Annotated in this window: 28 protein-coding genes; 8 read left to right on the forward strand and 20 right to left on the reverse strand. The window is 44.8% G+C overall.

From position 1 onward, the window contains the following. Nucleotides 1-114: 114 nt before the first annotated feature. Together dfrA27 and AACR11_RS08730 are read right to left on the reverse strand one after the other, a co-directional pair. Entirely contained in the window at nt 115-588 is a 474-nt protein-coding gene (gene dfrA27 / locus AACR11_RS08725; protein WP_001749985.1) for a trimethoprim-resistant dihydrofolate reductase DfrA27, read from the reverse strand. Nucleotides 589-720: 132 nt separating this feature from the next. Continuing rightward, a complete protein-coding gene (locus AACR11_RS08730; RefSeq protein ID WP_001749986.1) occupies nt 721-1,173 on the reverse strand; it encodes an NAD(+)--rifampin ADP-ribosyltransferase Arr-3 in 453 nt (150 codons plus the stop codon). 172 nt (nt 1,174-1,345) lie between these two features. Between AACR11_RS08730 and intI1 the strand changes: the two genes are divergently transcribed. From intI1 to AACR11_RS08745, 3 genes are all read left to right on the forward strand, one after another. Beyond that, nucleotides 1,346-2,359 carry a class 1 integron integrase IntI1 gene (gene intI1 / locus AACR11_RS08735; RefSeq protein ID WP_000845039.1) on the forward strand — a complete coding sequence of 338 codons (1,014 nt, stop codon included), beginning with the start codon at nt 1,346-1,348 and terminating at the stop codon, nt 2,357-2,359. A gap of 296 nt (nt 2,360-2,655) precedes the next feature. After that, nucleotides 2,656-3,213 (forward strand): recombinase family protein, encoded by a 558-nt coding sequence (locus AACR11_RS08740; RefSeq protein WP_001162012.1) that lies wholly within the window; start codon nt 2,656-2,658, stop codon nt 3,211-3,213. A 2-nt stretch (nt 3,214-3,215) separates the two neighbouring features. Beyond that, a complete protein-coding gene (locus tag AACR11_RS08745) occupies nt 3,216-6,188 on the forward strand; it encodes a Tn3 family transposase (protein WP_079324323.1) in 2,973 nt (990 codons plus the stop codon). 168 nt (nt 6,189-6,356) lie between these two features. On the opposite strand, the gene AACR11_RS08750 is transcribed toward AACR11_RS08745, so the two are convergent. After that, nucleotides 6,357-6,698 carry a hypothetical protein gene (locus tag AACR11_RS08750; protein ID WP_017190634.1) on the reverse strand — a complete coding sequence of 114 codons (342 nt, stop codon included), beginning with the start codon at nt 6,696-6,698 and terminating at the stop codon, nt 6,357-6,359. Beyond that, nucleotides 6,691-6,975: a hypothetical protein gene (locus AACR11_RS08755; protein WP_053411072.1), complete on the reverse strand. Its 285-nt coding sequence runs from the start codon at nt 6,973-6,975 to the stop codon at nt 6,691-6,693. The genes AACR11_RS08750 and AACR11_RS08755 overlap by 8 nt, the downstream gene beginning before the upstream one ends. Before the next feature lie 248 nt (nt 6,976-7,223). Between AACR11_RS08755 and AACR11_RS08760 the strand changes: the two genes are divergently transcribed. Continuing rightward, nucleotides 7,224-8,540 carry a tyrosine-type recombinase/integrase gene (locus AACR11_RS08760; RefSeq protein ID WP_202801023.1) on the forward strand — a complete coding sequence of 439 codons (1,317 nt, stop codon included), beginning with the start codon at nt 7,224-7,226 and terminating at the stop codon, nt 8,538-8,540. 91 nt (nt 8,541-8,631) lie between these two features. Continuing rightward, nucleotides 8,632-9,045 carry an H-NS family histone-like protein gene (locus AACR11_RS08765; protein ID WP_017190631.1) on the forward strand — a complete coding sequence of 138 codons (414 nt, stop codon included), beginning with the start codon at nt 8,632-8,634 and terminating at the stop codon, nt 9,043-9,045. Nucleotides 9,046-9,104: 59 nt separating this feature from the next. Here the strand turns inward: AACR11_RS08765 and AACR11_RS08770 are convergent, their stop codons facing one another. From AACR11_RS08770 to AACR11_RS08810, 9 genes are all read right to left on the reverse strand, one after another. Beyond that, entirely contained in the window at nt 9,105-9,923 is an 819-nt protein-coding gene (locus AACR11_RS08770) for a hypothetical protein (RefSeq protein WP_017190630.1), read from the reverse strand. Between the two features lie 99 nt (nt 9,924-10,022). Continuing rightward, complete coding sequence (locus AACR11_RS08775; RefSeq protein WP_026000358.1) at nt 10,023-10,250, reverse strand: hypothetical protein; 228 nt, start codon at nt 10,248-10,250, stop codon at nt 10,023-10,025. Nucleotides 10,251-10,301: 51 nt separating this feature from the next. Continuing rightward, on the reverse strand, nt 10,302-10,580 hold the full coding sequence (locus AACR11_RS08780; protein WP_017190628.1) for a hypothetical protein: 279 nt from the start codon (nt 10,578-10,580) through the stop codon (nt 10,302-10,304). Next, entirely contained in the window at nt 10,568-10,933 is a 366-nt protein-coding gene (locus AACR11_RS08785; RefSeq protein ID WP_017190627.1) for a hypothetical protein, read from the reverse strand. Before AACR11_RS08785 ends, AACR11_RS08780 begins: the two co-directional genes overlap by 13 nt. Nucleotides 10,934-11,011: 78 nt before the next feature. Then, nucleotides 11,012-11,293: a bacteriocin immunity protein gene (locus AACR11_RS08790; protein ID WP_017190626.1), complete on the reverse strand. Its 282-nt coding sequence runs from the start codon at nt 11,291-11,293 to the stop codon at nt 11,012-11,014. Nucleotide 11,294: 1 nt separating this feature from the next. Beyond that, a complete protein-coding gene (locus AACR11_RS08795; protein WP_017190625.1) occupies nt 11,295-13,736 on the reverse strand; it encodes a T6SS effector antibacterial DNase in 2,442 nt (813 codons plus the stop codon). A 231-nt stretch (nt 13,737-13,967) separates the two neighbouring features. Then, nucleotides 13,968-14,396: a hypothetical protein gene (locus AACR11_RS08800; protein ID WP_017190624.1), complete on the reverse strand. Its 429-nt coding sequence runs from the start codon at nt 14,394-14,396 to the stop codon at nt 13,968-13,970. Between the two features lie 14 nt (nt 14,397-14,410). Continuing rightward, on the reverse strand, nt 14,411-14,740 hold the full coding sequence (locus tag AACR11_RS08805; RefSeq protein ID WP_017190623.1) for a hypothetical protein: 330 nt from the start codon (nt 14,738-14,740) through the stop codon (nt 14,411-14,413). A gap of 697 nt (nt 14,741-15,437) precedes the next feature. Next, nucleotides 15,438-16,070, reverse strand: a complete 633-nt coding sequence (locus tag AACR11_RS08810; protein ID WP_017190622.1) for a hypothetical protein — start codon at nt 16,068-16,070, stop codon at nt 15,438-15,440. A gap of 259 nt (nt 16,071-16,329) precedes the next feature. Between AACR11_RS08810 and AACR11_RS08815 the strand changes: the two genes are divergently transcribed. After that, the gene (locus AACR11_RS08815; protein ID WP_139374566.1) at nt 16,330-16,623 is read left to right on the forward strand and encodes a hypothetical protein; all 294 of its coding nucleotides are present in this window, start codon (nt 16,330-16,332) and stop codon (nt 16,621-16,623) included. 454 nt (nt 16,624-17,077) lie between these two features. Here AACR11_RS08815 and AACR11_RS08820 read toward each other — a convergent pair whose 3' ends face one another. After that, nucleotides 17,078-17,686, reverse strand: a complete 609-nt coding sequence (locus tag AACR11_RS08820; protein ID WP_053411073.1) for a hypothetical protein — start codon at nt 17,684-17,686, stop codon at nt 17,078-17,080. A 140-nt stretch (nt 17,687-17,826) separates the two neighbouring features. Here AACR11_RS08820 and AACR11_RS08825 point away from each other — a divergent pair, with 140 nt between their 5' ends. Both AACR11_RS08825 and AACR11_RS08830 read left to right on the forward strand, forming a co-directional pair. Continuing rightward, nucleotides 17,827-18,318: a hypothetical protein gene (locus AACR11_RS08825; RefSeq protein WP_139374567.1), complete on the forward strand. Its 492-nt coding sequence runs from the start codon at nt 17,827-17,829 to the stop codon at nt 18,316-18,318. A 70-nt stretch (nt 18,319-18,388) separates the two neighbouring features. Next, nucleotides 18,389-19,207: a hypothetical protein gene (locus tag AACR11_RS08830; protein WP_053411075.1), complete on the forward strand. Its 819-nt coding sequence runs from the start codon at nt 18,389-18,391 to the stop codon at nt 19,205-19,207. An 80-nt stretch (nt 19,208-19,287) separates the two neighbouring features. Here the strand turns inward: AACR11_RS08830 and AACR11_RS08835 are convergent, their stop codons facing one another. The 6 genes from AACR11_RS08835 to AACR11_RS08860 form a co-directional block, all read right to left on the reverse strand. After that, on the reverse strand, nt 19,288-19,734 hold the full coding sequence (locus AACR11_RS08835) for a hypothetical protein (protein WP_139374568.1): 447 nt from the start codon (nt 19,732-19,734) through the stop codon (nt 19,288-19,290). An 11-nt stretch (nt 19,735-19,745) separates the two neighbouring features. Further along, nucleotides 19,746-20,846 carry a hypothetical protein gene (locus tag AACR11_RS08840; RefSeq protein WP_079324327.1) on the reverse strand — a complete coding sequence of 367 codons (1,101 nt, stop codon included), beginning with the start codon at nt 20,844-20,846 and terminating at the stop codon, nt 19,746-19,748. Nucleotides 20,847-21,016: 170 nt separating this feature from the next. Further along, nucleotides 21,017-21,649: a hypothetical protein gene (locus AACR11_RS08845; protein ID WP_079324329.1), complete on the reverse strand. Its 633-nt coding sequence runs from the start codon at nt 21,647-21,649 to the stop codon at nt 21,017-21,019. A gap of 292 nt (nt 21,650-21,941) precedes the next feature. Further along, the gene (locus tag AACR11_RS08850) at nt 21,942-23,252 is read right to left on the reverse strand and encodes a methyl-accepting chemotaxis protein (protein ID WP_053411078.1); all 1,311 of its coding nucleotides are present in this window, start codon (nt 23,250-23,252) and stop codon (nt 21,942-21,944) included. A gap of 50 nt (nt 23,253-23,302) precedes the next feature. Next, nucleotides 23,303-25,210 (reverse strand): methyl-accepting chemotaxis protein, encoded by a 1,908-nt coding sequence (locus tag AACR11_RS08855; RefSeq protein WP_053411079.1) that lies wholly within the window; start codon nt 25,208-25,210, stop codon nt 23,303-23,305. Between the two features lie 120 nt (nt 25,211-25,330). After that, a complete protein-coding gene (locus AACR11_RS08860) occupies nt 25,331-26,647 on the reverse strand; it encodes an EAL domain-containing protein (RefSeq protein WP_079324331.1) in 1,317 nt (438 codons plus the stop codon). Nucleotides 26,648-26,747: the final 100 nt, after the last annotated feature.

A 26,747-nucleotide genomic window follows, 5' to 3' on the forward strand; every position in this document is an offset into this window, starting at 1 on the left:
CCTGATAGTTTGGCTGTGAGCAATTATGTGCTTAGTGCATCTAACGCCGCTAAGCAGCGGCACATTTTGCGTTTTGAGCGCAGCGAAGCAAAATGTGTCCGATGGCTTGGATGGTTAACCCCTTTGCCAGATTTGATAGCGATAATTTATATTTGAATGAAATTCCTGCTCGAACACCACATTGAACTCTTTGGGGATTTCCGGAAAGAAAACATTGCCCTCTGGCTCGGAATCTATTGTCGAGATATGTAGCGTGTCGGCATGGGCGATCAGACTCTTGTAGATCTCTCCACCACCAGAAACAACAACATGGTTCGTAAGAGTCTTTAGCTCCCTCATTGCTGCTTCTATAGATGGAAACACAACCACATCATCGTTAGTAGCTACCGATCCTGAGCGGCTGACAACTGCATACTTTCTATTTGGGAGAGCCCCCATTGCCTCAAATGTTTTACGGCCGACTAAGAGCCATTGATTGTAAGTTATTGCTTTAAAAAGCAGCTGCTCACCTTTAGCGTTCCACGGGATATCCGAGCCGCAGCCAATAACCCCATTTCTTGCTTTTGCAGCCATTAGTGATATTTTCACGATACTCCTTTGGGTTAACGCCGCCATAAACGGCGACAGGGTGGCGCGCCTATTGCGCATAAAATGGCGAAGCCATGCGCAACAGGCGCGGAATCTCTGGCGTCCGGTTTGATGGCTTTGTTATGCAAAGGACTAGTCTTCAATGACGTGTAAACCACGGCGCTTTAAGTCCTCCAACGAATCCAACATTCCCCTTATTAATTCAACAGGATGCCCCTCCCAGTCTTCAACAACGCCAACAATTCTCAAGGGTTCGCAGGTTCTATAGGACTGTGTTGGATTACCGGGAAATCTTTTGTTCGTAAGATTCGGATCGTCTTCGAACGGTCCTGTTGGCTCAACTATGTATATGTAGCCGCGACCCTCGAGGCCAGACAGTGACATAGCAAGTTCAGCTCCCCAAACTGCTGGCTCCATCAAGGCTGAAAAGTAGATGTGCTTAAGAATACGACCGTCCTCGAAATGAGAGATGAACCCTGTGGTTAGCAAGTCACCAATCGCCAAATTGGCTTTGGTTCCATGATAGAACGGTCCTTGCACCTGCTTGTAATTATCATGAGAGATGGGAATCCAATCTTTTACCATTTTAAGACCCTTAATTGTTGGGATTTGGCTGCATAACTTTGTTTTAGGGCGACTGCCCTGCTGCGTAACATCGTTGCTGCTCCATAACATCAAACATCGACCCACGGCGTAACGCGCTTGCTGCTTGGATGCCCGAGGCATAGACTGTACAAAAAAACAGTCATAACAAGCCATGAAAACCGCCACTGCGCCGTTACCACCGCTGCGTTCGGTCAAGGTTCTGGACCAGTTGCGTGAGCGCATACGCTACTTGCATTACAGCTTACCAACCGAACAGGCTTATGTCCACTGGGTTCGTGCCTTCATCCGTTTCCACGGTGTGCGTCACCCGGCAACCTTGGGCAGCAGCGAAGTCGAGGCATTTCTGTCCTGGCTGGCGAACGAGCGCAAGGTTTCGGTCTCCACGCATCGTCAGGCATTGGCGGCCTTGCTGTTCTTCTACGGCAAGGTGCTGTGCACGGATCTGCCCTGGCTTCAGGAGATCGGAAGACCTCGGCCGTCGCGGCGCTTGCCGGTGGTGCTGACACCGGATGAAGTGGTTCGCATCCTCGGTTTTCTGGAAGGCGAGCATCGTTTGTTCGCCCAGCTTCTGTATGGAACGGGCATGCGGATCAGTGAGGGTTTGCAACTGCGGGTCAAGGATCTGGATTTCGATCACGGCACGATCATCGTGCGGGAGGGCAAGGGCTCCAAGGATCGGGCCTTGATGTTACCCGAGAGCTTGGCACCCAGCCTGCGCGAGCAGCTGTCGCGTGCACGGGCATGGTGGCTGAAGGACCAGGCCGAGGGCCGCAGCGGCGTTGCGCTTCCCGACGCCCTTGAGCGGAAGTATCCGCGCGCCGGGCATTCCTGGCCGTGGTTCTGGGTTTTTGCGCAGCACACGCATTCGACCGATCCACGGAGCGGTGTCGTGCGTCGCCATCACATGTATGACCAGACCTTTCAGCGCGCCTTCAAACGTGCCGTAGAACAAGCAGGCATCACGAAGCCCGCCACACCGCACACCCTCCGCCACTCGTTCGCGACGGCCTTGCTCCGCAGCGGTTACGACATTCGAACCGTGCAGGATCTGCTCGGCCATTCCGACGTCTCTACGACGATGATTTACACGCATGTGCTGAAAGTTGGCGGTGCCGGAGTGCGCTCACCGCTTGATGCGCTGCCGCCCCTCACTAGTGAGAGGTAGGGCAGCGCAAGTCAATCCTGGCGGATTCACTACCCCTGCGCGAAGGCCATCGGTGCCGCATCGAACGGCCGGTTGCGGAAAGTCCTCCCTGCGTCCGCTGATGGCCGGCAGCAGCCCGTCGTTGCCTGATGGATCCAACCCCTCCGCTGCTATAGTGCAGTCGGCTTCTGACGTTCAGTGCAGCCGTCTTCTGAAAACGACAAACGATGTCAGAATAGAGTTAAATTTCCTATTGATTGACATATTCCGTCAAAGGTAATAGATTTCATCCTGACACTTTTGCCTTTGGAGGCATCTTGCAAGGTCAACGCATCGGCTATGTCCGCGTCAGCAGCTTCGACCAGAACCCGGAACGGCAATTGGAGGGTGTTCAGGTGGCGCGGGTGTTCACCGACAAGGCTTCTGGCAAGGACACCCAGCGTCCCGAGCTGGAAAGGCTGCTGGCCTTCGTCCGCGAGGGCGACACCGTGGTGGTGCATAGCATGGACAGGCTGGCACGCAACCTTGATGACCTGCGCCGCATCGTCCAAGGGCTGACACAACGGGGCGTGCGCATGGAGTTCGTCAAAGAAGGGCTGAAGTTCACCGGCGAGGACTCACCGATGGCCAATCTGATGCTGTCGGTCATGGGAGCCTTCGCTGAGTTCGAGCGCGCCCTGATCCGCGAACGTCAGCGCGAGGGAATCGTGCTGGCCAAGCAGCGCGGTGCCTACCGGGGACGAAAGAAATCGCTGAACAGCGAACAAATTGCCGAGTTGAAACGGCGAGTTGCGGCAGGCGACCAAAAAACCTTGGTGGCCCGTGACTTCGGCATCAGCCGCGAAACCTTGTACCAGTACCTGCGGGAAGACTGACCATGCCACGCCGCTCAATCCTGTCCGCCACCGAGCGCGAAAGCCTGCTGGCACTGCCAGATGCCAAAGACGAACTGATACGGCACTACACGTTCAACGAAACCGACCTGTCGGTGATCCGTCAGCGTCGCGGCGCCGCGAATCGATTGGGCTTCGCTGTGCAGCTTTGCTACTTGCGATTCCCTGGCACCTTTTTGGGCGTCGATGAGCCTCCGTTTCCGCCCCTGTTGCGCATGGTGGCCGCGCAACTCAAGATGCCAGTGGAAAGTTGGAGCGAGTACGGCCAGCGCGAACAGACACGGCGGGAGCACTTGGTCGAGCTGCAAACGGTTTTTGGGTTCAAGCCCTTCACCATGAGCCACTATCGGCAAGCCGTGCATACATTGACCGAGCTGGCCTTGCAGACCGACAAAGGCATCGTGCTGGCGAGCGCACTTGTCGAGAATCTGCGGCGGCAGAGCATTATCCTGCCCGCCATGAATGCCATCGAGCGCGCAAGCGCCGAGGCCATCACCCGTGCCAACCGACGCATTTACGCGGCGCTGACCGATTCTTTGTTATCACCCCACCGTCAGCGCCTGGACGAACTTCTCAAGCGCAAGGACGGCAGTAAAGTGACGTGGCTGGCATGGCTGCGCCAGTCGCCTGCCAAACCGAACTCTCGCCACATGCTCGAACATATTGAGCGCCTGAAATCCTGGCAAGCACTTGATCTGCCCGCAGGCATCGAGCGGCAGGTTCACCAGAACCGCCTGCTCAAAATCGCTCGTGAAGGTGGCCAGATGACGCCTGCTGATCTGGCAAAGTTCGAGGTGCAACGACGCTATGCCACGCTGGTAGCGCTGGCCATCGAAGGCATGGCCACCGTCACCGATGAAATCATCGACCTTCACGATCGCATCATCGGCAAGCTGTTCAACGCGGCCAAGAACAAGCATCAGCAGCAGTTCCAGGCTTCCGGCAAGGCGATCAACGACAAGGTGCGGATGTATGGGCGCATCGGTCAAGCGTTGATTGAGGCCAAGCAAAGCGGCAGCGATCCGTTCGCCGCCATCGAGGCCGTTATGCCCTGGGACACCTTCGCCGCCAGCGTCACCGAAGCGCAAACATTGGCGCGGCCTGCCGACTTTGATTTCCTGCACCACATCGGTGAAAGCTATGCCACGCTACGCCGCTACGCGCCGCAGTTCCTGGGCGTGCTCAAATTGCGGGCTGCGCCCGCCGCCAAGGGTGTGCTCGATGCCATCGACATGCTGCGCGGCATGAACAGCGACAGCGCGCGCAAGGTGCCCGCCGATGCGCCAACCGCATTCATCAAGCCGCGCTGGGCAAAGCTGGTTCTGACCGACGACGGCATCGACCGGCGTTACTACGAGTTATGCGCCCTGTCGGAGCTGAAGAACGCGCTGCGCTCCGGTGATGTCTGGGTGCAGGGTTCTCGCCAGTTCAAGGACTTCGACGAATACCTGGTGCCGGTCGAGAAGTTCGCCACTTTGAAGCTGGCCAGCGAATTGCCGCTGGCAGTGGCCACCGACTGCGACCAATACCTGCATGACCGGTTGGAATTGTTGGAGGCGCAACTCGCCACAGTCAACCGCATGGCTGCGGCCAACGACTTACCGGATGCCATCATCACCACCGCGTCAGGCCTGAAGATCACGCCGCTGGACGCGGCAGTACCAGACGCCGCGCAAGCCATGATCGACCAGACAGCTATGCTGCTGCCGCACCTCAAAATCACCGAGTTGCTGATGGAGGTCGATGAATGGACGGGCTTCACCCGCCACTTCACACACCTGAAGACCAGCGACACGGCCAAGGACAAAACCTTGCTGTTGACGACGATCCTGGCCGACGCGATCAACCTGGGTCTGACCAAAATGGCCGAGTCCTGCCCTGGCACCACCTACGCCAAGCTGTCTTGGCTGCAAGCCTGGCACATCCGCGATGAAACCTATTCGACGGCGCTGGCCGAGCTGGTGAATGCGCAGTTTCGGCAACCCTTCGCCGGCAACTGGGGTGACGGCACCACGTCATCGTCGGACGGCCAGAACTTCAGAACCGGCAGCAAACCAGAAAGCACTGGTCATATCAACCCGAAGTATGGAAGCAGTCCAGGACGGACTTTCTACACCCATATCTCCGACCAGTACGCGCCCTTCAGTGCCAAGGTGGTCAACGTGGGCATTCGTGATTCAACTTACGTGCTTGATGGCCTGCTGTACCACGAGTCGGACTTGCGCATCGAGGAACACTACACCGACACGGCAGGCTTCACCGATCACGTGTTTGGCTTGATGCATTTGCTGGGATTTCGCTTCGCGCCGCGTATCCGTGACTTGGGCGAAACCAAGCTATTCATCCCCAAGGGCGATGCCGCCTATGACGCGCTCAAGCCGATGATTAGCAGCGACAGGCTGAACATCAAGCAAATACGCGCCCATTGGGATGAAATTCTGCGGCTGGCCACCTCCATCAAGCAAGGCACGGTAACGGCTTCGCTGATGCTGCGCAAACTCGGCAGCTACCCGCGCCAGAACGGCTTGGCCGTGGCGTTGCGCGAGCTGGGGCGCATCGAGCGCACGCTGTTCATTTTGGATTGGCTGCAAAGCGTGGAGCTGCGCCGCCGCGTCCATGCGGGGCTGAATAAGGGCGAGGCGCGCAACGCGCTGGCCAGGGCGGTCTTCTTCTACCGATTGGGTGAAATCCGCGACCGCAGTTTTGAGCAGCAGCGCTACCGGGCCAGCGGCCTCAATCTGGTGACGGCGGCCATCGTGTTGTGGAACACGGTATATCTGGAGCGTGCCACCAGTGCTTTGCGTGGCAACGGCACGGCGCTGGACGACACATTGTTGCAATATCTGTCGCCGCTGGGGTGGGAGCACATCAACCTGACCGGCGATTACCTATGGCGCAGCAGCGCCAAGGTCGGTGCGGGGAAGTTTAGGCCATTGCGACCGCTGCCACCGGCTTAGCGTGCTTTATTTTCCGTTTTCTGAGACGACCCCAATGATTCCCTTTTAGAAGGCGAAGAGCTTCTATCTCTACTCCAGCGCGCTCAATCTTGCACATGTATTTACCATCCGTAGTCGGCAGTGATTCGCCTACAGATACCCATTGGCCAAAAGATTTTTTGTATGGTGTCATTCGTCTTCCCCGTTTTGCTCGAAGTAACCATGTAGATCCAGAACTTCGAAGGTATTGTCTATCGCTCGTATTTGCGAAATAGCAAAGTCTCGGGCTTCACTCTCACTCTTAAAGAACAGTGGCTCTTGATAGGGCGCGATATGCGGTCTTGAGATACCATTGCAATAATCAAAATCGGTACCGAAGTCGACCTCAACAAACCAACGCTTATCTGCAGTGCCGATCACCATTAATCCAGAATCGGGATAAATGCCGGTTGCCCACGTGACCATGCTATCGAGATGTTCATGATAGTTTGTGTCATACATTTGGTGAGTATTGACCGTGTTCTTAAACATTAAACTGTCCAAAGCCGCGAGGTAATCTGCAGCTACATGGCTGCTTACTAAGATACATCACCCAGCAGGTGCGCCAGTTTCCTCTTGGATTTGGGGAGGTATCGAGCAAACCTCTTTCTATATCTGATAGGTGTACACGGACTGAATTAGTAGACGTATTACCCATTAAGCCAGTAATTCGATTTGCTGTTACTCGTGCTTTTGCTTCTTGTTTACCATCTGACAAATCGAAATCTTTCGGGTTATCTTGCTGATGAATTTCAATGATCGCAGTCATCTAACTGTCCTTAGAGTCCAAAAGTGAGTATTTGTTATTCAAAAACAAGCACTTTCAAACAATGTTCGTTTCATAAATCAATTTCTTGGCGCATAATACAATAAATGTCTTACATGTTTAATATGTGGCGTTAAATTGATGTATAAAACTATCAACATTTACTGTTTACAACGAGACTCAGGTTTGCAGCATGAGAAATACAAAGAGTGGTAAAATGGTTATGTGCGAAATAACAGGTGAATAATACGTTGAATATAAGACATTCGATTCCACTGCCTCCTGCGATGCCATTGTTTGGCTCAGCTGAGGAATTGGATAACCCTAGCCCATACATTAACGAGTTCGTTGCACATTTGACGATTAACCTTGTCGAAGATGCCGGCGAGTTATATGAGCATGCTATTGCTTGGCTATCAGAGCAAAAAGAAGCATACAATAACTTCAAAGCCTACCGCGCCGAGATTAATACGTTTCTTCATTGGTGCTGGTCTGTTCAAGGTATGTCTGTATCGATGGTGAATCGCGCCAGAATGCGCGAATACATTGAATGGTGTGAGAACCCGCCAGAAGAACTGATCGGCACCTACAACGCGGCACAGTTCGTATTTAACAAGGGTATTGGCGAGAATGTGCCTAATTTCAAATGGCGACTGTTCCGAAAATCAAAACCTAAGTCATCAAATGCCGATATAAACGAAGTTAAATACAAACTCTCTGCTAATGCAGCACATCAAAAACTGAGCATATTGAGCTTATTCTTTCAGTATTTGAATGCCGAAGAGTACTGTGATGCAAATCCTGCAGCGATAGTCTTAAAGTTTGGGAAGTACAAATCAAAATCTCAATCTACTGCAGCCGGTGAAGATGATGACGAAATGAAGTTCTTCTCTGATTTGCAGTGGTCATATGTAATGGATACCGTCGAAGAGATGGCCCAAGAAGACCCTCAAACTCACGAAAGAACACTATTCCTGGTGAGGCTGCTTTACGGAACCTACTGCCGTATTTCAGAGATCGGGGCTCGCCCCGGCTATGCGCCAGTCATGTCCCAGTTCAGGCGTGACAAAAAAACCGGTTATCTGGGCTTCTACATCCCTAAGTCTAAGGGCGGTAAGCGACGCACAGTAGCCGTGTCGGATGAACTCAAAGAGGCACTAATCCGTTACAGGACATTCCGTAAACTCCCGGAGATGCCAAGTCCCACGGATGATGAACCATTGTTTGTTCGTCACAGAGCAGCTTCACATGGCCGCGAAGAAGGCGTGTTGAATGCAAACTTGGGGATTCGACAAATACGCGAAATAATTCAAGAAGTTCTCGATAAAACTGCTGCGCGATTTGAAAAAGATGGTTTGATGGAAGACGCTGCAGAGATAAGAGTTCTAACTGTCCATAGCATTCGTCACACTGGTATCTCACATGACATTGCTAATGGCCGACCTTTGCAACACGTTCAAGCGGATGCTGGACACGAAAGTATTGATGTAACGTCACGTTACTTACACACAACAAGAGCTGAGCGACATCATAGTGCTAAGACTAAGAAGTTGAATCCTCTTGAATAAAACTGGTAATACTACTGCTGATGCATTCCCGATCAGTCCGATTAAACATGAACACTGATGCCTACCCTATTGGCTTAAACTAGAGGTTACAATGACAGAACTTACTAAAGTGCTACTAAATATCCGTTCCCTTCGTGCTTACGCTCGTGAAGAAATGACGTTGGAACAATTGGAGGACGCGCTTAATAAGCTGACTACTGTAGTAGAAGAACGCAGAGAAGCAGAAGAATTGGAGCGCGCAGCGCAAAAAGAACAAGAAGAGAAAATGAGTGCCATCGCTAAGCAAATTGAAGAGCAAGGCCTAGATGTAGAACAGCTGATCTCTGCATTAACAGGCGCGACTAAAGCGAAAGCGAAAGGTACCCGCCAACCTCGACCAGCAAAGTATAAATACACTGATGAAGCTGGTGTAGAGAAGACGTGGACTGGCCAAGGCCGTACTCCTTCCATCATTCAATCAGCGATCGATAGCGGTGATAAAAAGCTAGAAGATTTTGCAATTTAATCTTCTTAATATTCGGTGGATGAAAAAGGGAGCAAATGTGCTCCCTTTTTTAATAAGTCTTACAGGTAAATAAACGGAGAAGCTTCATATTGATTGTGTACCTTCAAATCGTTACTAGTACTCGCCATCAATTTTTCATAAGCAATCGCTTCATCTGATGAAACATCTCGGAGATAATCCTCCTTGTTTCGTTCCCACATTTGATTAATCTTTTCGTGTACCCATTCTCCACTAGGTATATCGGAAATGTATTCATGCATATGAAAATTCGGATCAGATCTATCCATTTCATTCCACCATTTTTCTGTCTGTTCATAATCCATTAAACCCTGCAAATGCTCGATGCCGTCGCCATAGGAAACTGACCACCGTTCATTCTCTAGCTTGGAACAAACATACAAAAACTCTATTAACTCACGCGAGTTAGAAATAGACAGGTAAGTCTCAGGATGTTTTTGAAACTCATTGAGCAAGTCATTATCAGAGAGGTCAGCTAATTCTCGGTACAATTCATGGCGTTTCTTAGCTTCAATTGTGCTTTTATGAGCATACCGGTTGCAAAACCAACCAATCACCAAAGCCTCAAGTTTTGTGTCAAAAATAACAACACCTGAAACTTCGGCAGAAGAGTCAGATAAATCATTTTTTGATGGCAACGTCAACCTAACAGGTAAGATCTTTTCTTTAGCAATTGCTAACTTGGCAAAAATTTCGATAGGGAACTTGGCAATAAATTGATAACGCCCTGAAAGGGCGCCTTCATAAATATCGTAAAAATCAACAACAGCCAAGTTAGACAGGACGGACTTAGTTAGCTTCTTACCATCTACCTTAAGTGTGTTTACCGTTACGGTGGTATTTGAAGTTTGAAAATTCAAGTGTTCACCAATGGTCGATTTAGGATTCAGATCAAATATAACAACACAAGGATTAGCTGTATAACTTAAACATCAAATTAGATGACAATATGGCGCTTTTTACTCACATACAAGACCATTGAACATATAAATGCCTTTTTCTCTTGTCACCCTAATAACATCGATTAGGAGTTCGTATTCAATTTCAGTAGCTTTGGTTAGATAACGGTAGAGGTCTAAATCTTCATCACCTTTACTTGATAGGTGAGCGATCAAGTCAGCTACCAAGCCCAGTTTATTGCTTTCGATTTCGTGTCGTAGTGCATTAATCAGGTCTTCATTTTTCATGCGAATCATTACTCATTAAATCGATATTGTTTATCGGCGTTTATAGTGATTTCAATCAATAGAATTTAGCTTTCTGCGCCAACGAAAGCCAAGGTATGTGAAGACAGGAAGAGTAAATAGTACTGTTCCTTGGCCCAACCAGAAACCAAGAGCAAGAAACGCCATTGCACTCACCGTTACTTCGTCTAGAAACCGTGCTTTAAGCTCAGTTGATGCATTATTAATTTTCAGACCACTGATTACCTTGCAAGGCCAAAGAACTCTTAGCGCTTGGTTAATAGGTTCTGCGCCTTTCGTTTTTGCAATCCGCTTATAGATCATGATAGGCATAGCCCTCGATGTGTTATGTAAGCCGCGGTAATCTGACTGATGAATTGTTCAGATTCGCTGGGCAGAAACTCAAGCAATTCTTCCAACCCAATATCGCCACCACTATGCTGTCGTTCGAAAATCTCAACGAAGAATACTGGGCTATCAGTGAAATAACTTTCATCTCGTTGGATCTGCAAATACTCTTCATGTATTAAATCACCACCAGCTGATGGTGAAAGGAAAAGGTTATCTGCATCATCAGCGATCTCAACAATAGGTACAGTAATCCCCTTCTCTAGCAATGCATTAAGAACGGATTCGGTTACGGCTAGTGGCTGGAATCTTCCATTACCGGTTACGATTATCTGCATTCTATCCAGGACAACCCCACTCATTATGAACTTATATACGTCATTGTTTAAGAGTGAAGTATCCCATAACCATCGGTTTTATTCATCTTTGAAACACCCCTTCCCTTGCTGTTTGTACCATGATTTGAGTTCTTCAATCACACCATCAACTGAATCTTCACGACTTGCGGCAGGGTGGAAAATCAAACCATTACCTTCTGGGTGTTCAACAATAGTAGAGAAGTGTTTTGCCAGCTTGGAAATGTACTCATCATATTCTGAGTCCGGGAGGTTATTAGTCTCAGTGTCTTCAAAAAATTCATCCAGAAATCGTCTAAATTCTGATTCTGTGTAGTCTTGGAGTTTACCTTTTAGTTCCATTTCATAAGCCTTTATGAATATCGATATGTCTTCTCGGAGTCATTACTCTTAAATTGTCCACGTCATACACTTTACCACCGTGCTGAACCTCTTCAACATGGTGTATCTCATAACGATCCCGTCCACCTTTTTGTTCTGTTGGTATAGGGAATGGAGAGCTACCACGCTTAATGATGCGCTGATTAGCCTTGCTAAACTGGCTCAATAAATCAGGGTCATTTGCCACTTCTAGCCAAAATGCCTTCCTAAATGCATCAAAGCTCTTGAATTCCTCCCCTCGTAACTTGTCAGCGATTTGATTAGGAATTGGAGCCCCAAGTTCTTCCCCTGCCGTTTCGAGCCATATACCAGCGATCTCTTCACCATGACCGGTAACTACACCACTTTCGTCACGTGCAGTCTTCCTAAACACTATGTAAAGTGGAGGCAACCCAGAGTCAATTGGAAACGTGATGATGTACTCGGCTAGATCATCTTCTGGATAGAGCGCCGTCCCAAGTTCTTGCTCATGTTCTTCAATAGGACGGACCCAGATATTTTGTACGTCCAGCTCGTTGTTTTCAGTTGTCACGGTATCGGGAGATAGTACATCCGTGGAACCATCAGGTGTCCATGTTAACGTGATCCCGTAGTCCAGTTCCGCGACAAAGTTCTGGCCACTTTTCTCTGCGGCACGCTTAGAAACCCGATCACCATACGCGGCGCCATCCCCAGTTTTAATCCCGACGATTTGCTGCTTTCCGTTTTCATCGGTGTACATATTGAAACGAACACGCATTTGACCAGAGTCATGTGCATGGTATTCGGGGTGAGCATCCAGCGTGCTATCCGCTAATTGAGATGGCCATAATGCTGCAAGTAGAAAGCCACCTACTCGAGCAAATGCACCGACCGCCTCACCGGAAATAGCCCAAGAGCCCATAGTGTTTGATGTACTGGTACTGATCAAACCTAAATTAGAAGCCCCAGCACTTGCCGGCAAAGCAAGAATAGCGGCCTTGCCGTAGTCAGTTGCCTTACTATCTTTACTAAGCGTTTTGACGTTCACTACCGGATAGTCTTTCTCGAGCAACCGTTCTTGGTTGATTGAATGACAGCTAGTGCCTGAAATTAGTGGGTCAGTATGGCGGTAGAAGACATTTGAAGCGCAATTGTAGGTACCTGGTGATGTCGGTGGTAGTTCCGTCTTTTTGTCACTTTTAACTGGTGCTGGTGGTGCGGAAACCTTCAATACGTCACCAACCTTTAGCTTCATTGGGTCATCGTTGAATTCAGGGTTAAGGTCTAATAGCTGTTTTGCGTTGAGATTATGTTGCTCTGCGATCTCTGGCCACAATTCACGACTGTTGGTATTTGGATTAATTGAAACCGTATGTGTTGCTTGTGGAGGTGGAGGTGTTGCGTTAGAAGTAACTGAGAGCCTTTCATCTACAGGGAGATTTGGGGCTGATAGTAGTGCGTTAACATCCAGAACCTTCCCATTCTCATTGACCCATTCGTCATTGATATTGGCTAATTGTTCCTTCGTGATTTGATGATCTAAATACACAAGGCTTTGGTCAGTGACCAGCTGACCATCAATCTTCCAATACACTAGGATAGTATTTTGATACAAGTTAGCTAACTGCTCGTCATCGAGCCTATTTTGGGTCGTTCGGGTCGCATAGAAACCGAAGTGGCCATCACCAAGCATTTTATATTCCTGGATCAGATGACCATTCGCAAAATGATAAAAATAACCTTCTGACGGGAAAGCTAGTCGCTCACCTAACTGTACAGTGGGCGTTATCGGTATAAACGAATCTTTTACCTGCCCTGAACCAATGGGCTTCACCTTAACCTCATGTGGCAGGCTAATGCCGAGAACCCTATCACCCACGGATGCTAATAATCTCTTTGGTTCATCGACCGCGGTCTGAGTAGTGTATTTCATACCATGCTCAGTACGAACAGCGCCCCAACGTCCACGAGAGATCTCAGCCTTGGTTTTTGCCAATGAAAACCAATATCCTACATTGCTCCTAAATGACTCTTCTGAACCGACAATCTCAAAGCAATATTCAAATTTAAGCTCCGGTTCAGATTGCTTGTCGATGACAATAGGTTCCGGGACGTAGGTTTCATCAATGTTGGGTACATAGGAATAACCAGCTGCAGAACTGGTGGATACTGGAGGGCCGCCGGCCATATTTGCTCGAGTTGAAAATGCAGATTTAGCACTATCTGTCAGTAAGTCACTAGCGTCTGATGTTAATGACCATGTTCGAGTCATACTATCTTGTGAGAGGACTGGCTTTGAGGGGAAATCCGTTAATAGAGCCAACTCACCGGTTTTTAATTTATCCACCAGCTTCTCAAACGAATAGCCACCTGGCAGATTAGAAATATCCCGCTTTTCCAAACGGTTAATATCACCCTCAACTTGCCCGAATTCATAGTCCATCAGTTCGGTGATTCTTACCACTCTGTAAGTCAAAACAGTGCCCAAATTTATCAATGTGAACCACATTTTTAAACAATTGCTTTAGTACAACAATAAGGCTGACTGTTTGTTTACTGGGTAAAATCGTGAGAGTGTGAGCACCCTTCACAAAACCACAACTTGTTGATGATAAATGCATTTGCAACGTAGGCGCGCCAGTGGATAACGTCCTACGCACAAATCGTTCAAAGGCTAAATTTCCTTTATGACTAATTCAATATCGCTTATGTAGGCATCCTTAATCACTTTTACTTTAAAGTGGTAATCTGCTGATATTGGTTCACCAGATTCAGGATCAAGTCTCAACCCTCTTATTTCATCGCCACCTATCGCGTACCCCCTAAATGACAAAGTACTACTACCGCACGTCATAGAGAGAAAATCATAAAATATACGGTGAGAATGGTTGTCCAGCCTTGTCGAGAATGTGTCAAAAAAACAATTCTCTGGTGCATGGACGCCGATTTTGGAAACCTTCACATTATATTCAGTACCAAGTTCAGCAAAAACAAAACTGCCCTCATTAATGACTGAATTATGAGGTAATTTGATTGTCTCGAATTGTTTGTTACAGCCTACTAGAAATCCCAATCCAACTAAGCTGACTAAAAAGCGCTTCACATCTAACCTTAATGTTACAACTTGTTGATATTAAAAAATTCATCTTTCAATAATTTGCGCGTTAACCGTGGGGCAAGCCAGTCTTTGAAATCCTTCTCAGCCTCAACTATTCGCACATCATCTACAGAGAAAACCCTATATTTCCCTTTTGTTTTGGGTTTGCCTAACCACCTAACGATTGCTTGATCTGTCCACAATCTAAAGCGTTTAAGGCGCCAAACAGTGATCCATTGGCTATCCCATTTTTCCTTTGCTAATCGCTTTTTTAACTCTAGCTTCTCACTTTCTATTTGAATTTGAAGCTCAGACTTTACGTACTGGCGATGACCGATGAAATAGCCCATGTAATAGTTCCAATGTTATCGACTACAAATATTACCTTATTATGCACGTGGGTTTCTATATGATTGTGAATAACATTTGCATAGATAAGCATCAGGCTTGAAAAAATTCGGGGGCAATACATTTTTTTTTGAATGCGCAGTCATTTAAGTGAATAGGTATAAAAAGCGACCACAATATTTTTAATTCATTGCCCCTCAACTAGTCATACGAACATGCATTCATTTTTATTCGGCATGCAAACATTGGCGTGGATCTATACATTATTTTGAACTAATGATAAATAACTCATTAGTGTTAATGAATATATAAATGACAAAATTTATCTTCTATCCCTTCGTGGCGATGACCCATAACAGGTAAGTCTAATGGCCACAAATTAAGGCAGGCGGTATAACTCTGATTGTTGTTTATAGAGGCGAGGTAAACGGATTGGTCCGATGTAGAACGATATTAGGTGATGGTTGGATAAAAAAAACCCGCCGAAGCGGGTTATGAGAAAAGGTGATGTAACTTCCCAATAGTCAAACGAGAATGCAATATAGTCAAAAAATATACGCTTCATGCTATGTTTACGCAAAAACAACAAAGGAATACTACGATATTAAAACTTAGCGTTCAACTATCAATGACGACCAATCGTGATCTTAATGCAACAAAAACTCACCGTTAATTAGTGAGTTGTACAGTAAGCAATCTTTAATCGTTAGGTACCCAACTCTGTAACGACTGCTCATTGTTTTGTAGCAGCAAATTACAATCACTCTCGATTCTTCGTTGGAATAACTCAGGGGGTAAGTTCGGTTCCATAGCCAATATTTCATCATGCCTTACTAGAAGCGCATCCCTATCAAGTGCCATTTCCTTGATAGCTAATGATACATCTTCTGGCACCCCTTCACTCTGGAGGCACTTTAGAGCCTTGTTCACTTGCATAATTCCATATGAAATCTTCAACTCACGCATTTCAGTATTTAATCGTAGAAGCTGAATTAGGGACTCATAATACTGAATTAGGGCCGCTCTCTTGTTGGCATCAAATGGGTATTGATAGGCGATCTTTAACTGTATGTCATCACGGAGGCCATTGTTGTCACTGTCAGTTCGTGCTGGCTCCTGGTTCATACCTCTAATGAATGCCGGGAATGAATCAAAATTTACTGGCCTTTCCAGCTTTTTATCTTCCATCGTTTTGAAGTGCTCGACCGATTGTGCATAAACCATACCTGCAACAGCAGCCGTGATGGAAATTCCAATACCCGAGCTTAGAAGAACTCTGGCCATCACTTTCCTTTTAATCTTCCTTTCCACTAGCACTTTTTTAGAAGTCATTCTGTCACCAACACTCAAAATAAAAACTGATCGTATTTGAGCAACAGAGAGAATGTGTTGAATTTATGGAACTATTTATGAGTACTAAATGAGCATTTAAACAGTAAATATTTTTATATGTTGTAAAATGAACACAGTTGTTTGGGTTCCTGAATATAGTGATCTCAATGATGGCGAGCAATATGGTTGGTGGTTCGAAAACGTCGATATATACACTTTCAGCAATATGTGCGGGTCGAGTTTAGTAGGCGCTTAATCATTGGATAACACACTACTAGCCGCAAGATCCGGTACTACTGGAGCGCTGATGACTTATAACATGACTCAGGCAAGTATCAGCCGAACTGCTAAGATTTTGTTCTCCTTCCAGAACACTTCAAGCAGACTAGGCGCATTCTTCCCAACCTACGGCTTGGAAGTAACTAAAACACGCTTTGCGTCATCAATGGAGTGGCCTTGGGTATGCTGGGGAAATGCTTACGAAGAAGTTTCAAGTGATGGCAGTGCAAACCTCACACTTACACAGTTAGCAAAACTGAGCGAACTCGATTAATACAAAAAATGGCTATGCACTACGCATAGCCATTCGTTTATTTGATCCATCACCTAATCACTAATTCATTTAGTATAATTTCATAACGCTCACTAAACACCTTGAAGTAGACACTTCGACAAAATACACATCAACATCTATTCGACCTAAACAGCATACGTGCTCCCCATTGGGCGCAGATCTGCCAAATGATGTTGTCGAATCGATCTCGAATTCATCGGGATCCAAGTCATCGACACTACCACCGTATAAACACATAAAAACTCAATAAATCCGATAAATAATCAATTTTTTTGATTACCTTCGTTAATAACATTTATCGAAGGTAATATTGTTCAGCCCTCGGCGCGTGAGAGGTGACAACGTAACATTTTTATGAAATGGTTTGACCTGGAGAATTGCAGGCAATAAAAAAGCTCCCGATTTGGGAGCCTTGCTATGCAGAATCTTGTCGTTAGCTAAAAATATCGACACGGTGTGAGAATTTATCATCCACCAATAGCGGGACATAATCAAAATCTTTCTTATCTCCAGAACTCCAAACCTTGAAGTCAAAAATCTCATAACTCTCCATGTCGTAACCAAGCTCCCTTAAAGTCGGTATGATTGATAAATCGTAAACAGTCATATCGGATGCAGTTAGCCATACGTGAAGATCGAGAGATTTAGAAAGGGTTTGGCCATCATTAATTATCGTCTTCAACTTTTTTTTGTTTAATTGGTAAATGTTATTCCCTTTATAAAATACATTGCCAACAGTAAGACGAAGATCTGCAATCGAACTGGCCCTTTCGCTTACCTTCCAATTATCTGCAAACTCTTTAAATTGTTGGGACACAACATGGCATTTGAATGAAGGACTTCCACCTACTAACTTTGCTCTATCCAACAAGAAGTGTTCAATAAGCGAAATGATAAATTGGTGAATAGTTGCATTGAGTTGATCATCCTTCATTAAGGTTGATGCAAATCTGTTTGCTGATTTATTAGAGATAGCATCCGCGCCAAACAGGTCCGTACCGAACTGGAGTGCTTCTTCGAATTGTTTCTGATATTTAGACATAAATGGTCCATCTAGAAAGAATGATTTTCAATACTACTCGGAATACTGTAAATTCCATCAAATTTATATGAACTTGCGGGAATCATAGCTCAGAGTAATATCATGATGTTACTACAAGAATCGCTTACTAGAGGTATAGTTTGGCTTATTTATCAATGACATCCTTAACAATGTTGATGGTTTTCAGCTATCTCATTTTCAAAAAGTTAAGTACCGCTTTCTTTTGTACCTTAATGGTTGCATTAGCAATGGTTACTTTCATCACCGCGGGAAACACATACGTGCAAAGAGATTTCTATGGTGACGAAGCAGTGGAAAACTTCGAAACCAAAATTGCGATACCAAAGATACAACTTGGCAACGCTCTTTCCCCGGCCAAGTTTCTCGAAGCTAAGGTGAATGATGATGGCTCTTACAGTTGTGACCACGTAACGCGAACAGATGGTAAACATAACGTATTCGGCGCTACCGATGATGCACTGTTTTGTTGTTCACATGATGTAAGTCGTGATGGTTATCTGGCACCGTTCAAGCTGGTGGATAATAAGCTGCATGTACTTTGTGGCACATTTCCAATGCAAAATGAAGTTGTACTCAATGAGGAAGAGACAAAAAAATTTAATTTCTTTTAGAAAGATAATTTCTATAAAGACTATTTCTATTTCAATGAAAGAACATTGAATTTATCAGGAGAGATGAACATTGTTACCCTTTTTATTGATTCCTTTTATCGGGACAGTATTTATTCTGACATTTTATCCGGTCAAGATTTATAAACATTTCGAAGAAAAAGTTGCCCCTTTAAGAGAAGAGGCAGAACGTCAGCGTTATGTACATGATTTCAAGGAGGTGATTACACACGCAGACGGTAGAAAAGAAACCCATACCTTTAATATGGCAGCATCGCTTGCAGCTCAGTATTGGCCAATAAATCTGGCACTCTTAATTTTCGTGTTAGTGTTCGTAGCATCACCAATGTATCTAACATTCTCTTTTGTATGGTCAATAGATGAATTAAAGTATCTATTTGCAATTATTCCATTGGCTGGTTTAGTTTTTATTTTCAATAAAGAAATATTCATAAAGTATGACGATAACCCTAACGAATTATTCCATTACTTTTGGGCTCCACTTGCAGTAACAACCCTGATTTTAGCTTGGGGTGTCTCTGATTCACTTTATGATGAATACCTAAGTGATTTATTTTTCATGAATAAGTTTTTCGCTTGGGTCATAGTCTGGACCTGTTTCTATTTCCCATTAATCAATTGCCTCAACATAGTTCTTGTTTACTTATGGAATAAATCAAAGGGTAAAAAAAAGCGGATTTTAAAAGTAGTAGCATGGCTTATCGTACTTGCAATACTATGTTTTATTGGCTATTTATTATACGGATTGCATGAGACCGTCTATCAAAAATACTTAGAAGTATATCCTGATGCTGATTTTATGTCTTTTCTTGAAGCTTTGGCCAACAGAGCAAAAGATGAAGCGATTGAAAAGCTGAACAGCTTGAGATAATTTACAAAACATTGCTTTATCATATTTTCATTGAAAGCTAACCCTATATAAACGCCCATTAAAAATGGGCGTTTATTTTATTACCTACCGTCAATAACTAGTAACTCGAATGGATTGAAATATAATATTCCGTAGTGGCAATGATTGTTAATTACGGGCATTGAATAGAAAAACAGGCAATATATAAATAATAATGTTGCTGAACGTACATTATATTCTCTAGCTACTATACTGGTAGGTTTAGTTTTGAAATTACCTCTATATCGTGCAGCGTAAAGAATTGCAGTCAATACAATCAACATTAAGATTGATAAAAAATCACCTCCTGCACCTGGGCCTCTCCCGCTAGTCACCCCAATTATTTTTACGTTAGGTTGATACAATGGAGAAAGTAGCAGAGCAATAACAAAACAAAGTGCATGGAATGCAAAATTCACACTTTTTTTTGAATCACCCTTTTGCATATAGCGCGATTCAATACCAAAAAATACCAACTTCAAATAACTAGGAATATTTTTAAAAATCATTGCTAATAATTTTATTGAGACGTACAAATGGCTTGAGTAACTGTGCAGTATGAATTACCGCCCATTGCATCTTCACCGTGAACATATTTCTTTGCATTTACGCTAGGGTCACAGCTACTGCCATTCGCTGGCATGCTTGATAGTGATTTGACCTTTATGGTTGTACTACTGTTTGAGAGAGTCCCACAGTCAAAAGGATATAGTGTCGACGATCGCACCCAAACTGCAGATACCTTACTACCGGTTGCTTGTCTCTTGTTTATGACTTCGCCTGCAATGAGCTGATCATGTTCGTGAATAACATCACCACCAGTTGTGTAAGTCCATGTTCGACTTTTATCCTGGCTACATGTCTGTGTTTGCTCGAACGCAGTTCCGCTTTGAATACTACTTGGGTCTGGTGACCAATCAGAACAATCAGTAATATCTCCGCTTGGAGTCCATTCACTTGAGGCCGCGATAACATAACGGCTATCAGTAGCCTCTTCTAACTGTGTTTCATTTACATGCTCACCCACGTCCCGGTATTCATCCAAATTTGGTTCATATTCTCGATTTTGAATGCTCCGCGTCATTAGATCATAATGGGTTCGCGTTTGTGTGAAATTAGCCATCTGGTTACCGGCAACAGGCGACCAATCTGAATAGTTTTTATCTTCACCTGTGTCCACCCAATCACCAACAACAGGATCTGCTGTCTCCCAAAATCTATCCAAATTCGATTTAACATCAACAGCGATTCCAAATTTAACTTTGCCATCACGAAGGATATGTTTTGGTAAAACACCAAACTTAACGTTACCCGATTCGTCTGCCGGTATGGTAAATGTTTGTGAACTACCTGGTGAAACTACCTTCCCCTCAATCTGTACCGAGAATGCAGCATCCGTCGGAAGAGTTATTGTGACATCTTGGTTATCGGTAGCAATATTGCCTTGGTCTGATAAAAGTGGCCCGGTCTGCACATATCCTAGCTCACTATCATCATGGCGAGATTTTAATACCTGTTCTACTGGAAGAGTGACGCTATCTAAGTGTGTGTCAGTTGACGCATAACTGATACTTGAACTAAAGATGATTGCGAAGTTTATAACTAGCTTACTGGTTTTCATACTGTTTGGTTCGTTGACATTTTTACCATTCTTTCAACATAAAGATTGTGATGTAACGATTTTGTACGACTATATGGCCTTACTTAATACCGGGCACCTTTCTGTACAATTACCCTTTAAACAATAAAAAAGGCTCCATATCGGAGCCCAATCGTTCAAATATAAGAAAATTAGTAATCTTTATTGAGGTACTCTATATATGAGTCCCAATCTTCTCTTTCTTCGTCATCTAAGTCAGACTCTCCTTTATGCTCAGGACATTCACCTGCTGAATTTAACAGAGAAGTGGGGTATAAAATTCCATCACCACAAAAGATACAAGTGCCGTACTCTTCATCATCACTCGCACAATCTTGACAAACAAAGTCAATTGGATCCTGTCCACTTTCATCATGGACAAATCGACCTCGCGGGTCTTGGTGCTCACAATCTTTGCATGGTGGAGTTAAAACAGCTTGTACTATCCCAGTTACAATAAAACCCGGAGCAGCTTTGAGTGATGGAGAGTTTAAATCCTTGATTCGATCTACAATGGCTTGATTGACGCGTGGATTCTGGTACACGTCATCTCGCCAGCGTTCTGTGAATAACTCATGGTCATCCCATTCATAATCATCAGCTTTCATGGATGGATGCGTGCGATAACCTAACGTGGCGGCGATCAGTTCGTAACAGTGAGATAGCTGTACTTTAACCCGATTAGGTTCACTTGATAATTGATCAAAAGGTAGTGGTTGAGACAAGCCATCTTCAAGCTCAAGTTTTAGTTGAGTGGCTTTATTTTGGATAGTTATGTTTTTCATAAGGCAACCTTATCAGTAATTATGCTGACATATGCAGGTTGGGAATTTAAGCAAGCGGCGTCAGCAAATAATGATAAATGCTGCGAAATAGTGGGTTCTGTTTCTCTGGGGTATTCACTTTTGCTCTCATAGCGTGTGACTTCCCAAGTGCACTTATTAGGTTTCCCAAAGCCAGGTGGTGCCTCTAAATAATAGTTCTCATGGAGTTTCCATGTCAACCAATAGTGCTATTTTTTTAGACAAAAAATGCCAGTTCCCGTAAACAGGTTCTGGCATTTATATATTGATTTGACTAAAGTCTTTGGTTTAATTGGCTAACAACAGTAATGACTTCATCCGCACCGCTTTGTACTTCATTGAGCACTTGGCCGGCTTCTGTTGATAACCCCAACACTTCTGTTGTCCTTGCTTGACAGTCAGTAATCAAACTCACTGCCTTTGTCGTTTTAACTAAGTTTTCAGACACCATATTAACGATGGTTTCTGTTGTTTCATTGGTTCTTGACGCTAGCTTTCTGACTTCATCTGCGACTACTGCAAACCCTCTCCCGTATTCGCCGGCCCGAGCTGCTTCAATCGCGGCATTCAGAGCTAAAAGGTTTGTCTGGTCAGCAATCCCGCCGATATTACTCACAAGATCACTTATTGCCTTGGAATGCTCATTCAATGCTTCAATGTCGTTGCTTGCTTGTTTCATCTCTTGAACAAGTTCTTCCATTTGTTCAATGATACCGGTGACTACATTTTTGCCGTGAACGGTATGTTTGCCAGTTTCCTGTGAAATTCCATGCGCAACCTGGGCTACTTCTGATACTGCTTGTTCCTGCTCAACCTGGTTGGTGATTACAGTCGCAAACTTTACTACTTTATAGAGCTCACCATTATCGTTGTAGATCGGATTATATGAAGCCTCTAACCAAGCTACATTCCCATAGTTGTCTATTCGCTTAAACCGCCCGGTTGCATACTCACCTTTAGCCAGCTTTCTCCAAAACTCACAATACTCTTCGGAATCAACTTCATCCTGGCTGCAAAAAATGCGATGGTGTTTGCCGGATACTTGCGTAACGTCACTGTAGCCCATTGCTCGCAGAAAGTTAGAATTCGCATTCAATATTGTTCCTTCTGGAGTGAACTCAATGACAGCCATCGACTTGTTCAGAGCTTTGAGCAAATCAGCCTGTTCACGAGACGTTGTTATGGTACGCGTCAATTCTGATGCAATGACCGAAAACTGAATCAACAATCCTTTTGTGTCAAATACTGGGAGTATCAATACTCGCAACCAAACCTCACTTTGGCCACGAGCTTGAATCTGCATAGCGCCATTCCAAATACGCTTAGCCGAAAGTGAAGCTACCATGCTTTTATAATGATCTGTTGACCTACAATTTTTTGGTGCCAATTCTCCAATTGGCGTATCCAGAATCTCGTCTAACTCGAGTTGAGATAAAAACTTTTCGTTGGCAGAAGTTATCTTCCCGCTTGAATCCAGTGTAAGAGTAAGCAAATCCTTCTGAATACCCTCACTTACTTGTTCTAACGAGAAAAGTTTCTCTTTTGTCGCTTCTAGCTCATTTTTTAAAGCAGTATTAAAGAACATAGAATACACCTAAATTACTATTCGTATCTGAGGCCACCAGCAACCGCGCTTTAGTTCAGCTTGAATCGACCTACGATTGCATTGAGCTTTTGGTTCATTGCTGAAATTTCATCTGACTGACTTACAACACTTTCTCCGTTCTCATTTAGGGAACGAACAATGTCTTGAATCGCGCTCATGTTCTGGTTCACTTCACCAGTTACCGATGACTGTTCCTCGGCTGCAGTGGCGATCTGGAAAGACAAGTCTTTAACAGACATGATTTGTGTGACCAGTTCGTTCAGCGTAGCGTTGACTGACTCAGTGCTATCAAGTGTTTTCTGGCTTTCCATTCGTGTAGATTCCATCAAACCCAATACATCATTGTTACCCGCCAAAAGTCGACTTAAGGCATTCTCAACTTCAACAGTGCTTTCTTGAGTACGTTTTGCAAGAGCTCTAACTTCATCAGCTACCACAGCGAAACCGCGGCCTTGCTCACCTGCTCGAGCTGCCTCAATTGCTGCGTTAAGAGCAAGCAAGTTTGTCTGATCGGCAATATCACCAATTACATTTAAAATCCCGCTGATGCTTTCAGTTTCTTTTGTTAGGTGGCTCATTTGGCTACTGGTTTTCTCAACGTTTGACACCAGCTGAGAAACATTTGCTTTTGCCTCGTCTAGAACCTTAATCGATGCTTCACCAATGGTCGCAGCATCTTGGGTTTGAGCTGATGACTCACTAGCGTTTTGAGCAACTGTATTAGCTGTCGCGCTCATTTCTTCAATAGCGGTGACAATCATGTCTGTCTCTTGAGCGTGTTGACCAAGCACATGACTGTTATCCGACGATGACATTTTTAGCTCAGAAGCATTGGACTCTAATTCTTTTGCAACCTCTTGAACTTGAATCATTAAGTTCTGCAGCTGCGCGATAAATTCGTTTATCCCTTTAGCTATGGCGCCAATATCGTCATCAGTTTTAACATCAAGACGCTGTGTAAGATCACCATCCCCACTTGATAGGTTTTGAATGGTATCTTTAAGAGCAATAATCGGTTTGTATAGCAGATTCAGTACTACCATCGTGGCAACGATGCTTAATACCGAACATATGATAGTTATGATGATTGAACTATGTTTTGTGGCATTGAGCTTCTCAAACACCTTGTCTTTGTCCATTCCAACCATCAAATACCAACGTTTATCACCAAAGCTAATTTCGTCGATGAACATTACTTTATCCGTTCCATCGATCGTGTAATCAACGACCGATGCACCGTTGCTTCCAAGTTGTTTGCTCACCTCGCGCAGCGAAGAGTCTTTCGCAATGTTCTGTCCGTTTTTCACATACTTTGAATTACTCGCCAATACATTCCCTTGTTCATCTACGATTAGTGATATAAGGCTATCAGTGGCGAATTTCTTTACAACATCTGAAAGGATTGTGAGGGGAATATCCGCTAGTACCACGCCATTACGGTCAGCTTTCATACCTATGGAAACCATCAGCTCCTTCGTAGTGGCATCTTCGTATGGGTCTGTATAAATCAATCCACTAGTGGCCATCGCACTTTGGTACCAAGGGCGTTTTCGAGGGTCATAGGAAGGTGGATTCTTGTGATTGGTCCATCCTGGTACATCAGCTGAACAAAATGCATCGCCGTTAGAAAATCCAACTGTTAAATTTGGAATGTCACCGGCTACTGCCGCCAATCTCATTCTTTCTGCATGATTATCAGAATGCCCATATCGAGCATATTCGTTGGCAACCTGCTCAACGGTTGCGGCTTTGTTCTCTAGATATTTCGTTATTGAGTTTTTTTCTGCAGCAACCATAAACTGTGTGTTGCTGTATATGGAATCTTTAAAGTCGTCGTAGTAACTCGTAAAGTTAATATAACTCGACACACCCACAGCCAGTGTTATGACCGATAACATCGCTAGGATAAGCGTTTTTTTAAATCCAAGTTGGCTCATTGTTTCCTCATCTCTAAATAAAACGCACAGTTCTCTTAAGGACAGCTGCCCCTAAAAGTAACTACTTGTTTATGGTATTTTGCCGTTCTGAGTTCTATCGCTCAGTTCTGGCGTATGGTCTTATATTGAATAGTCTGGGGCAGGACGACCAAAGAAGTAACCCTGCCCTATATCACACCCAAGAGCTAACATTGCATCTAACTGCTCTTGGGTTTCGATTCCTTCTGCTACAACTGACATGTCAACGATGCTAGCCATCTCGATCGCGGCCTTCGTTAGTACTATCATTTTCTCGTCATCGATGTTGTTACAAAACATCCTGTCCAGCTTCACAATGTTGGCTGGCATGTACATGAGATACGAGATGTTGCTCATACCTGTACCAAAATCATCAATAGAAATTTGGTAACCTCTTGCTTTAAGGGCGGCAAGAACTTCTAACCCCTTGTCACCCTTTCTAACGCCTACAGTCTCTACGATTTCAAACTCTATTAAATGCGGTGGCACTTTATATTTTCGTTGTGCTTTTTGAATGCTTAGTAGGCTGTTCTTATCCAGTAGACATGAGGCATCTAAGTTCATGGCCACTGTTATCTCTTTACCTGAATTCAAGAACTCTCGACACTTAGCGAAGCCTGTATCTATGATCCACTTGTTGAGCTCACCCATTAGGCCATACATATTTACCCAGTTCAGAAAGTACGGCGGTAATAGAATGCCTAGCTCTGGGTGATTCCAGCGGATAAGAGCTTCCACACCAACTACAGTGGATGTTTTCAGGTCAACCTTCGGCTGATACCAGAGTTGAAACTGCTTTTGGCTGATAGCTCGTTTAATGTCGTACAGTGAGAAGGCCATAGCATGGGATGCAGAATCTCCACCGAGATCTCTTGAATTGCGGAATTTTGCTAAAGAAGCAACAGTACTATTGATTAACTGGTTTAAGGTGTCACCGCTTTCTGGATAAACCCCAAGGCCGGCGGCGAGTTGAATCAGTGTTGGTGCTGAATGAATTGTTTTTAGGTCTTGGCCAGTTCCTGTTTGTAGTAAATGGTCAATGATTTTGGATATGCGTTCCCTTGGTACATCGTCATGCAGTGATATGAAGAAAGTATCTGATTCGACTTTTGACAGGGTGAAGTTTTCTGGTGATACGAGCTTACTGATGACCTCTATAATCCAAGGTCGAACCATCTCAATCTGTTTTTCAGTTTCTATGTAGCCATATTCTTCGTTCAACCGATCTTGGTTACTTACCTTTAAAGCCAGCAAGAAGAACCGTTGTTTGAATGATATGAGCAATTCAATTTCACTGAAAAACTCCCGACGATCTAACACCTTCTGGATAGGAGAAACTAACTCACTCAGTGGAGCTTTGACGGCTCTATTTTTGCCTTGCTTACTCTTATCCAAAATTACTGTCTCGTCTTCAATCATTGAATTCTGCTCGTAGTGGAACAACGTACAGAATGATTATATACAAAGTTTTTTAAGAGCGTAAGACTTTGCTGTTGAAGATATTCACAGACGGTGTATA

The organism is Vibrio sp. L85, from assembly GCF_963871815.1.
Taxonomy (GTDB): Bacteria; Pseudomonadota; Gammaproteobacteria; order Enterobacterales; family Vibrionaceae; genus Vibrio; species Vibrio harveyi.

Coding starts and splice junctions, on each gene's coding strand:
- AACR11_RS08730 (WP_001749986.1), bottom strand. CDS start 1,173: ATGGTAAAAGATTGGATTCCCATCTCTCATGATAATTACAAGCAGGTG.
- intI1 (WP_000845039.1), top strand. CDS start 1,346: ATGAAAACCGCCACTGCGCCGTTACCACCGCTGCGTTCGGTCAAGGTT.
- AACR11_RS08745 (WP_079324323.1), top strand. CDS start 3,216: ATGCCACGCCGCTCAATCCTGTCCGCCACCGAGCGCGAAAGCCTGCTG.
- AACR11_RS08750 (WP_017190634.1), bottom strand. CDS start 6,698: ATGTTTAAGAACACGGTCAATACTCACCAAATGTATGACACAAACTAT.
- AACR11_RS08755 (WP_053411072.1), bottom strand. CDS start 6,975: ATGACTGCGATCATTGAAATTCATCAGCAAGATAACCCGAAAGATTTC.
- AACR11_RS08765 (WP_017190631.1), top strand. CDS start 8,632: ATGACAGAACTTACTAAAGTGCTACTAAATATCCGTTCCCTTCGTGCT.
- AACR11_RS08775 (WP_026000358.1), bottom strand. CDS start 10,250: ATGAAAAATGAAGACCTGATTAATGCACTACGACACGAAATCGAAAGC.
- AACR11_RS08780 (WP_017190628.1), bottom strand. CDS start 10,580: ATGCCTATCATGATCTATAAGCGGATTGCAAAAACGAAAGGCGCAGAA.
- AACR11_RS08785 (WP_017190627.1), bottom strand. CDS start 10,933: ATGCAGATAATCGTAACCGGTAATGGAAGATTCCAGCCACTAGCCGTA.
- AACR11_RS08790 (WP_017190626.1), bottom strand. CDS start 11,293: ATGGAACTAAAAGGTAAACTCCAAGACTACACAGAATCAGAATTTAGA.
- AACR11_RS08795 (WP_017190625.1), bottom strand. CDS start 13,736: ATGGACTATGAATTCGGGCAAGTTGAGGGTGATATTAACCGTTTGGAA.
- AACR11_RS08805 (WP_017190623.1), bottom strand. CDS start 14,740: ATGGGCTATTTCATCGGTCATCGCCAGTACGTAAAGTCTGAGCTTCAA.
- AACR11_RS08810 (WP_017190622.1), bottom strand. CDS start 16,070: ATGACTTCTAAAAAAGTGCTAGTGGAAAGGAAGATTAAAAGGAAAGTG.
- AACR11_RS08820 (WP_053411073.1), bottom strand. CDS start 17,686: ATGTCTAAATATCAGAAACAATTCGAAGAAGCACTCCAGTTCGGTACG.
- AACR11_RS08835 (WP_139374568.1), bottom strand. CDS start 19,734: ATGATTTTTAAAAATATTCCTAGTTATTTGAAGTTGGTATTTTTTGGT.
- AACR11_RS08840 (WP_079324327.1), bottom strand. CDS start 20,846: ATGAAAACCAGTAAGCTAGTTATAAACTTCGCAATCATCTTTAGTTCA.
- AACR11_RS08845 (WP_079324329.1), bottom strand. CDS start 21,649: ATGAAAAACATAACTATCCAAAATAAAGCCACTCAACTAAAACTTGAG.
- AACR11_RS08850 (WP_053411078.1), bottom strand. CDS start 23,252: ATGTTCTTTAATACTGCTTTAAAAAATGAGCTAGAAGCGACAAAAGAG.
- AACR11_RS08855 (WP_053411079.1), bottom strand. CDS start 25,210: ATGAGCCAACTTGGATTTAAAAAAACGCTTATCCTAGCGATGTTATCG.
- AACR11_RS08860 (WP_079324331.1), bottom strand. CDS start 26,647: ATGATTGAAGACGAGACAGTAATTTTGGATAAGAGTAAGCAAGGCAAA.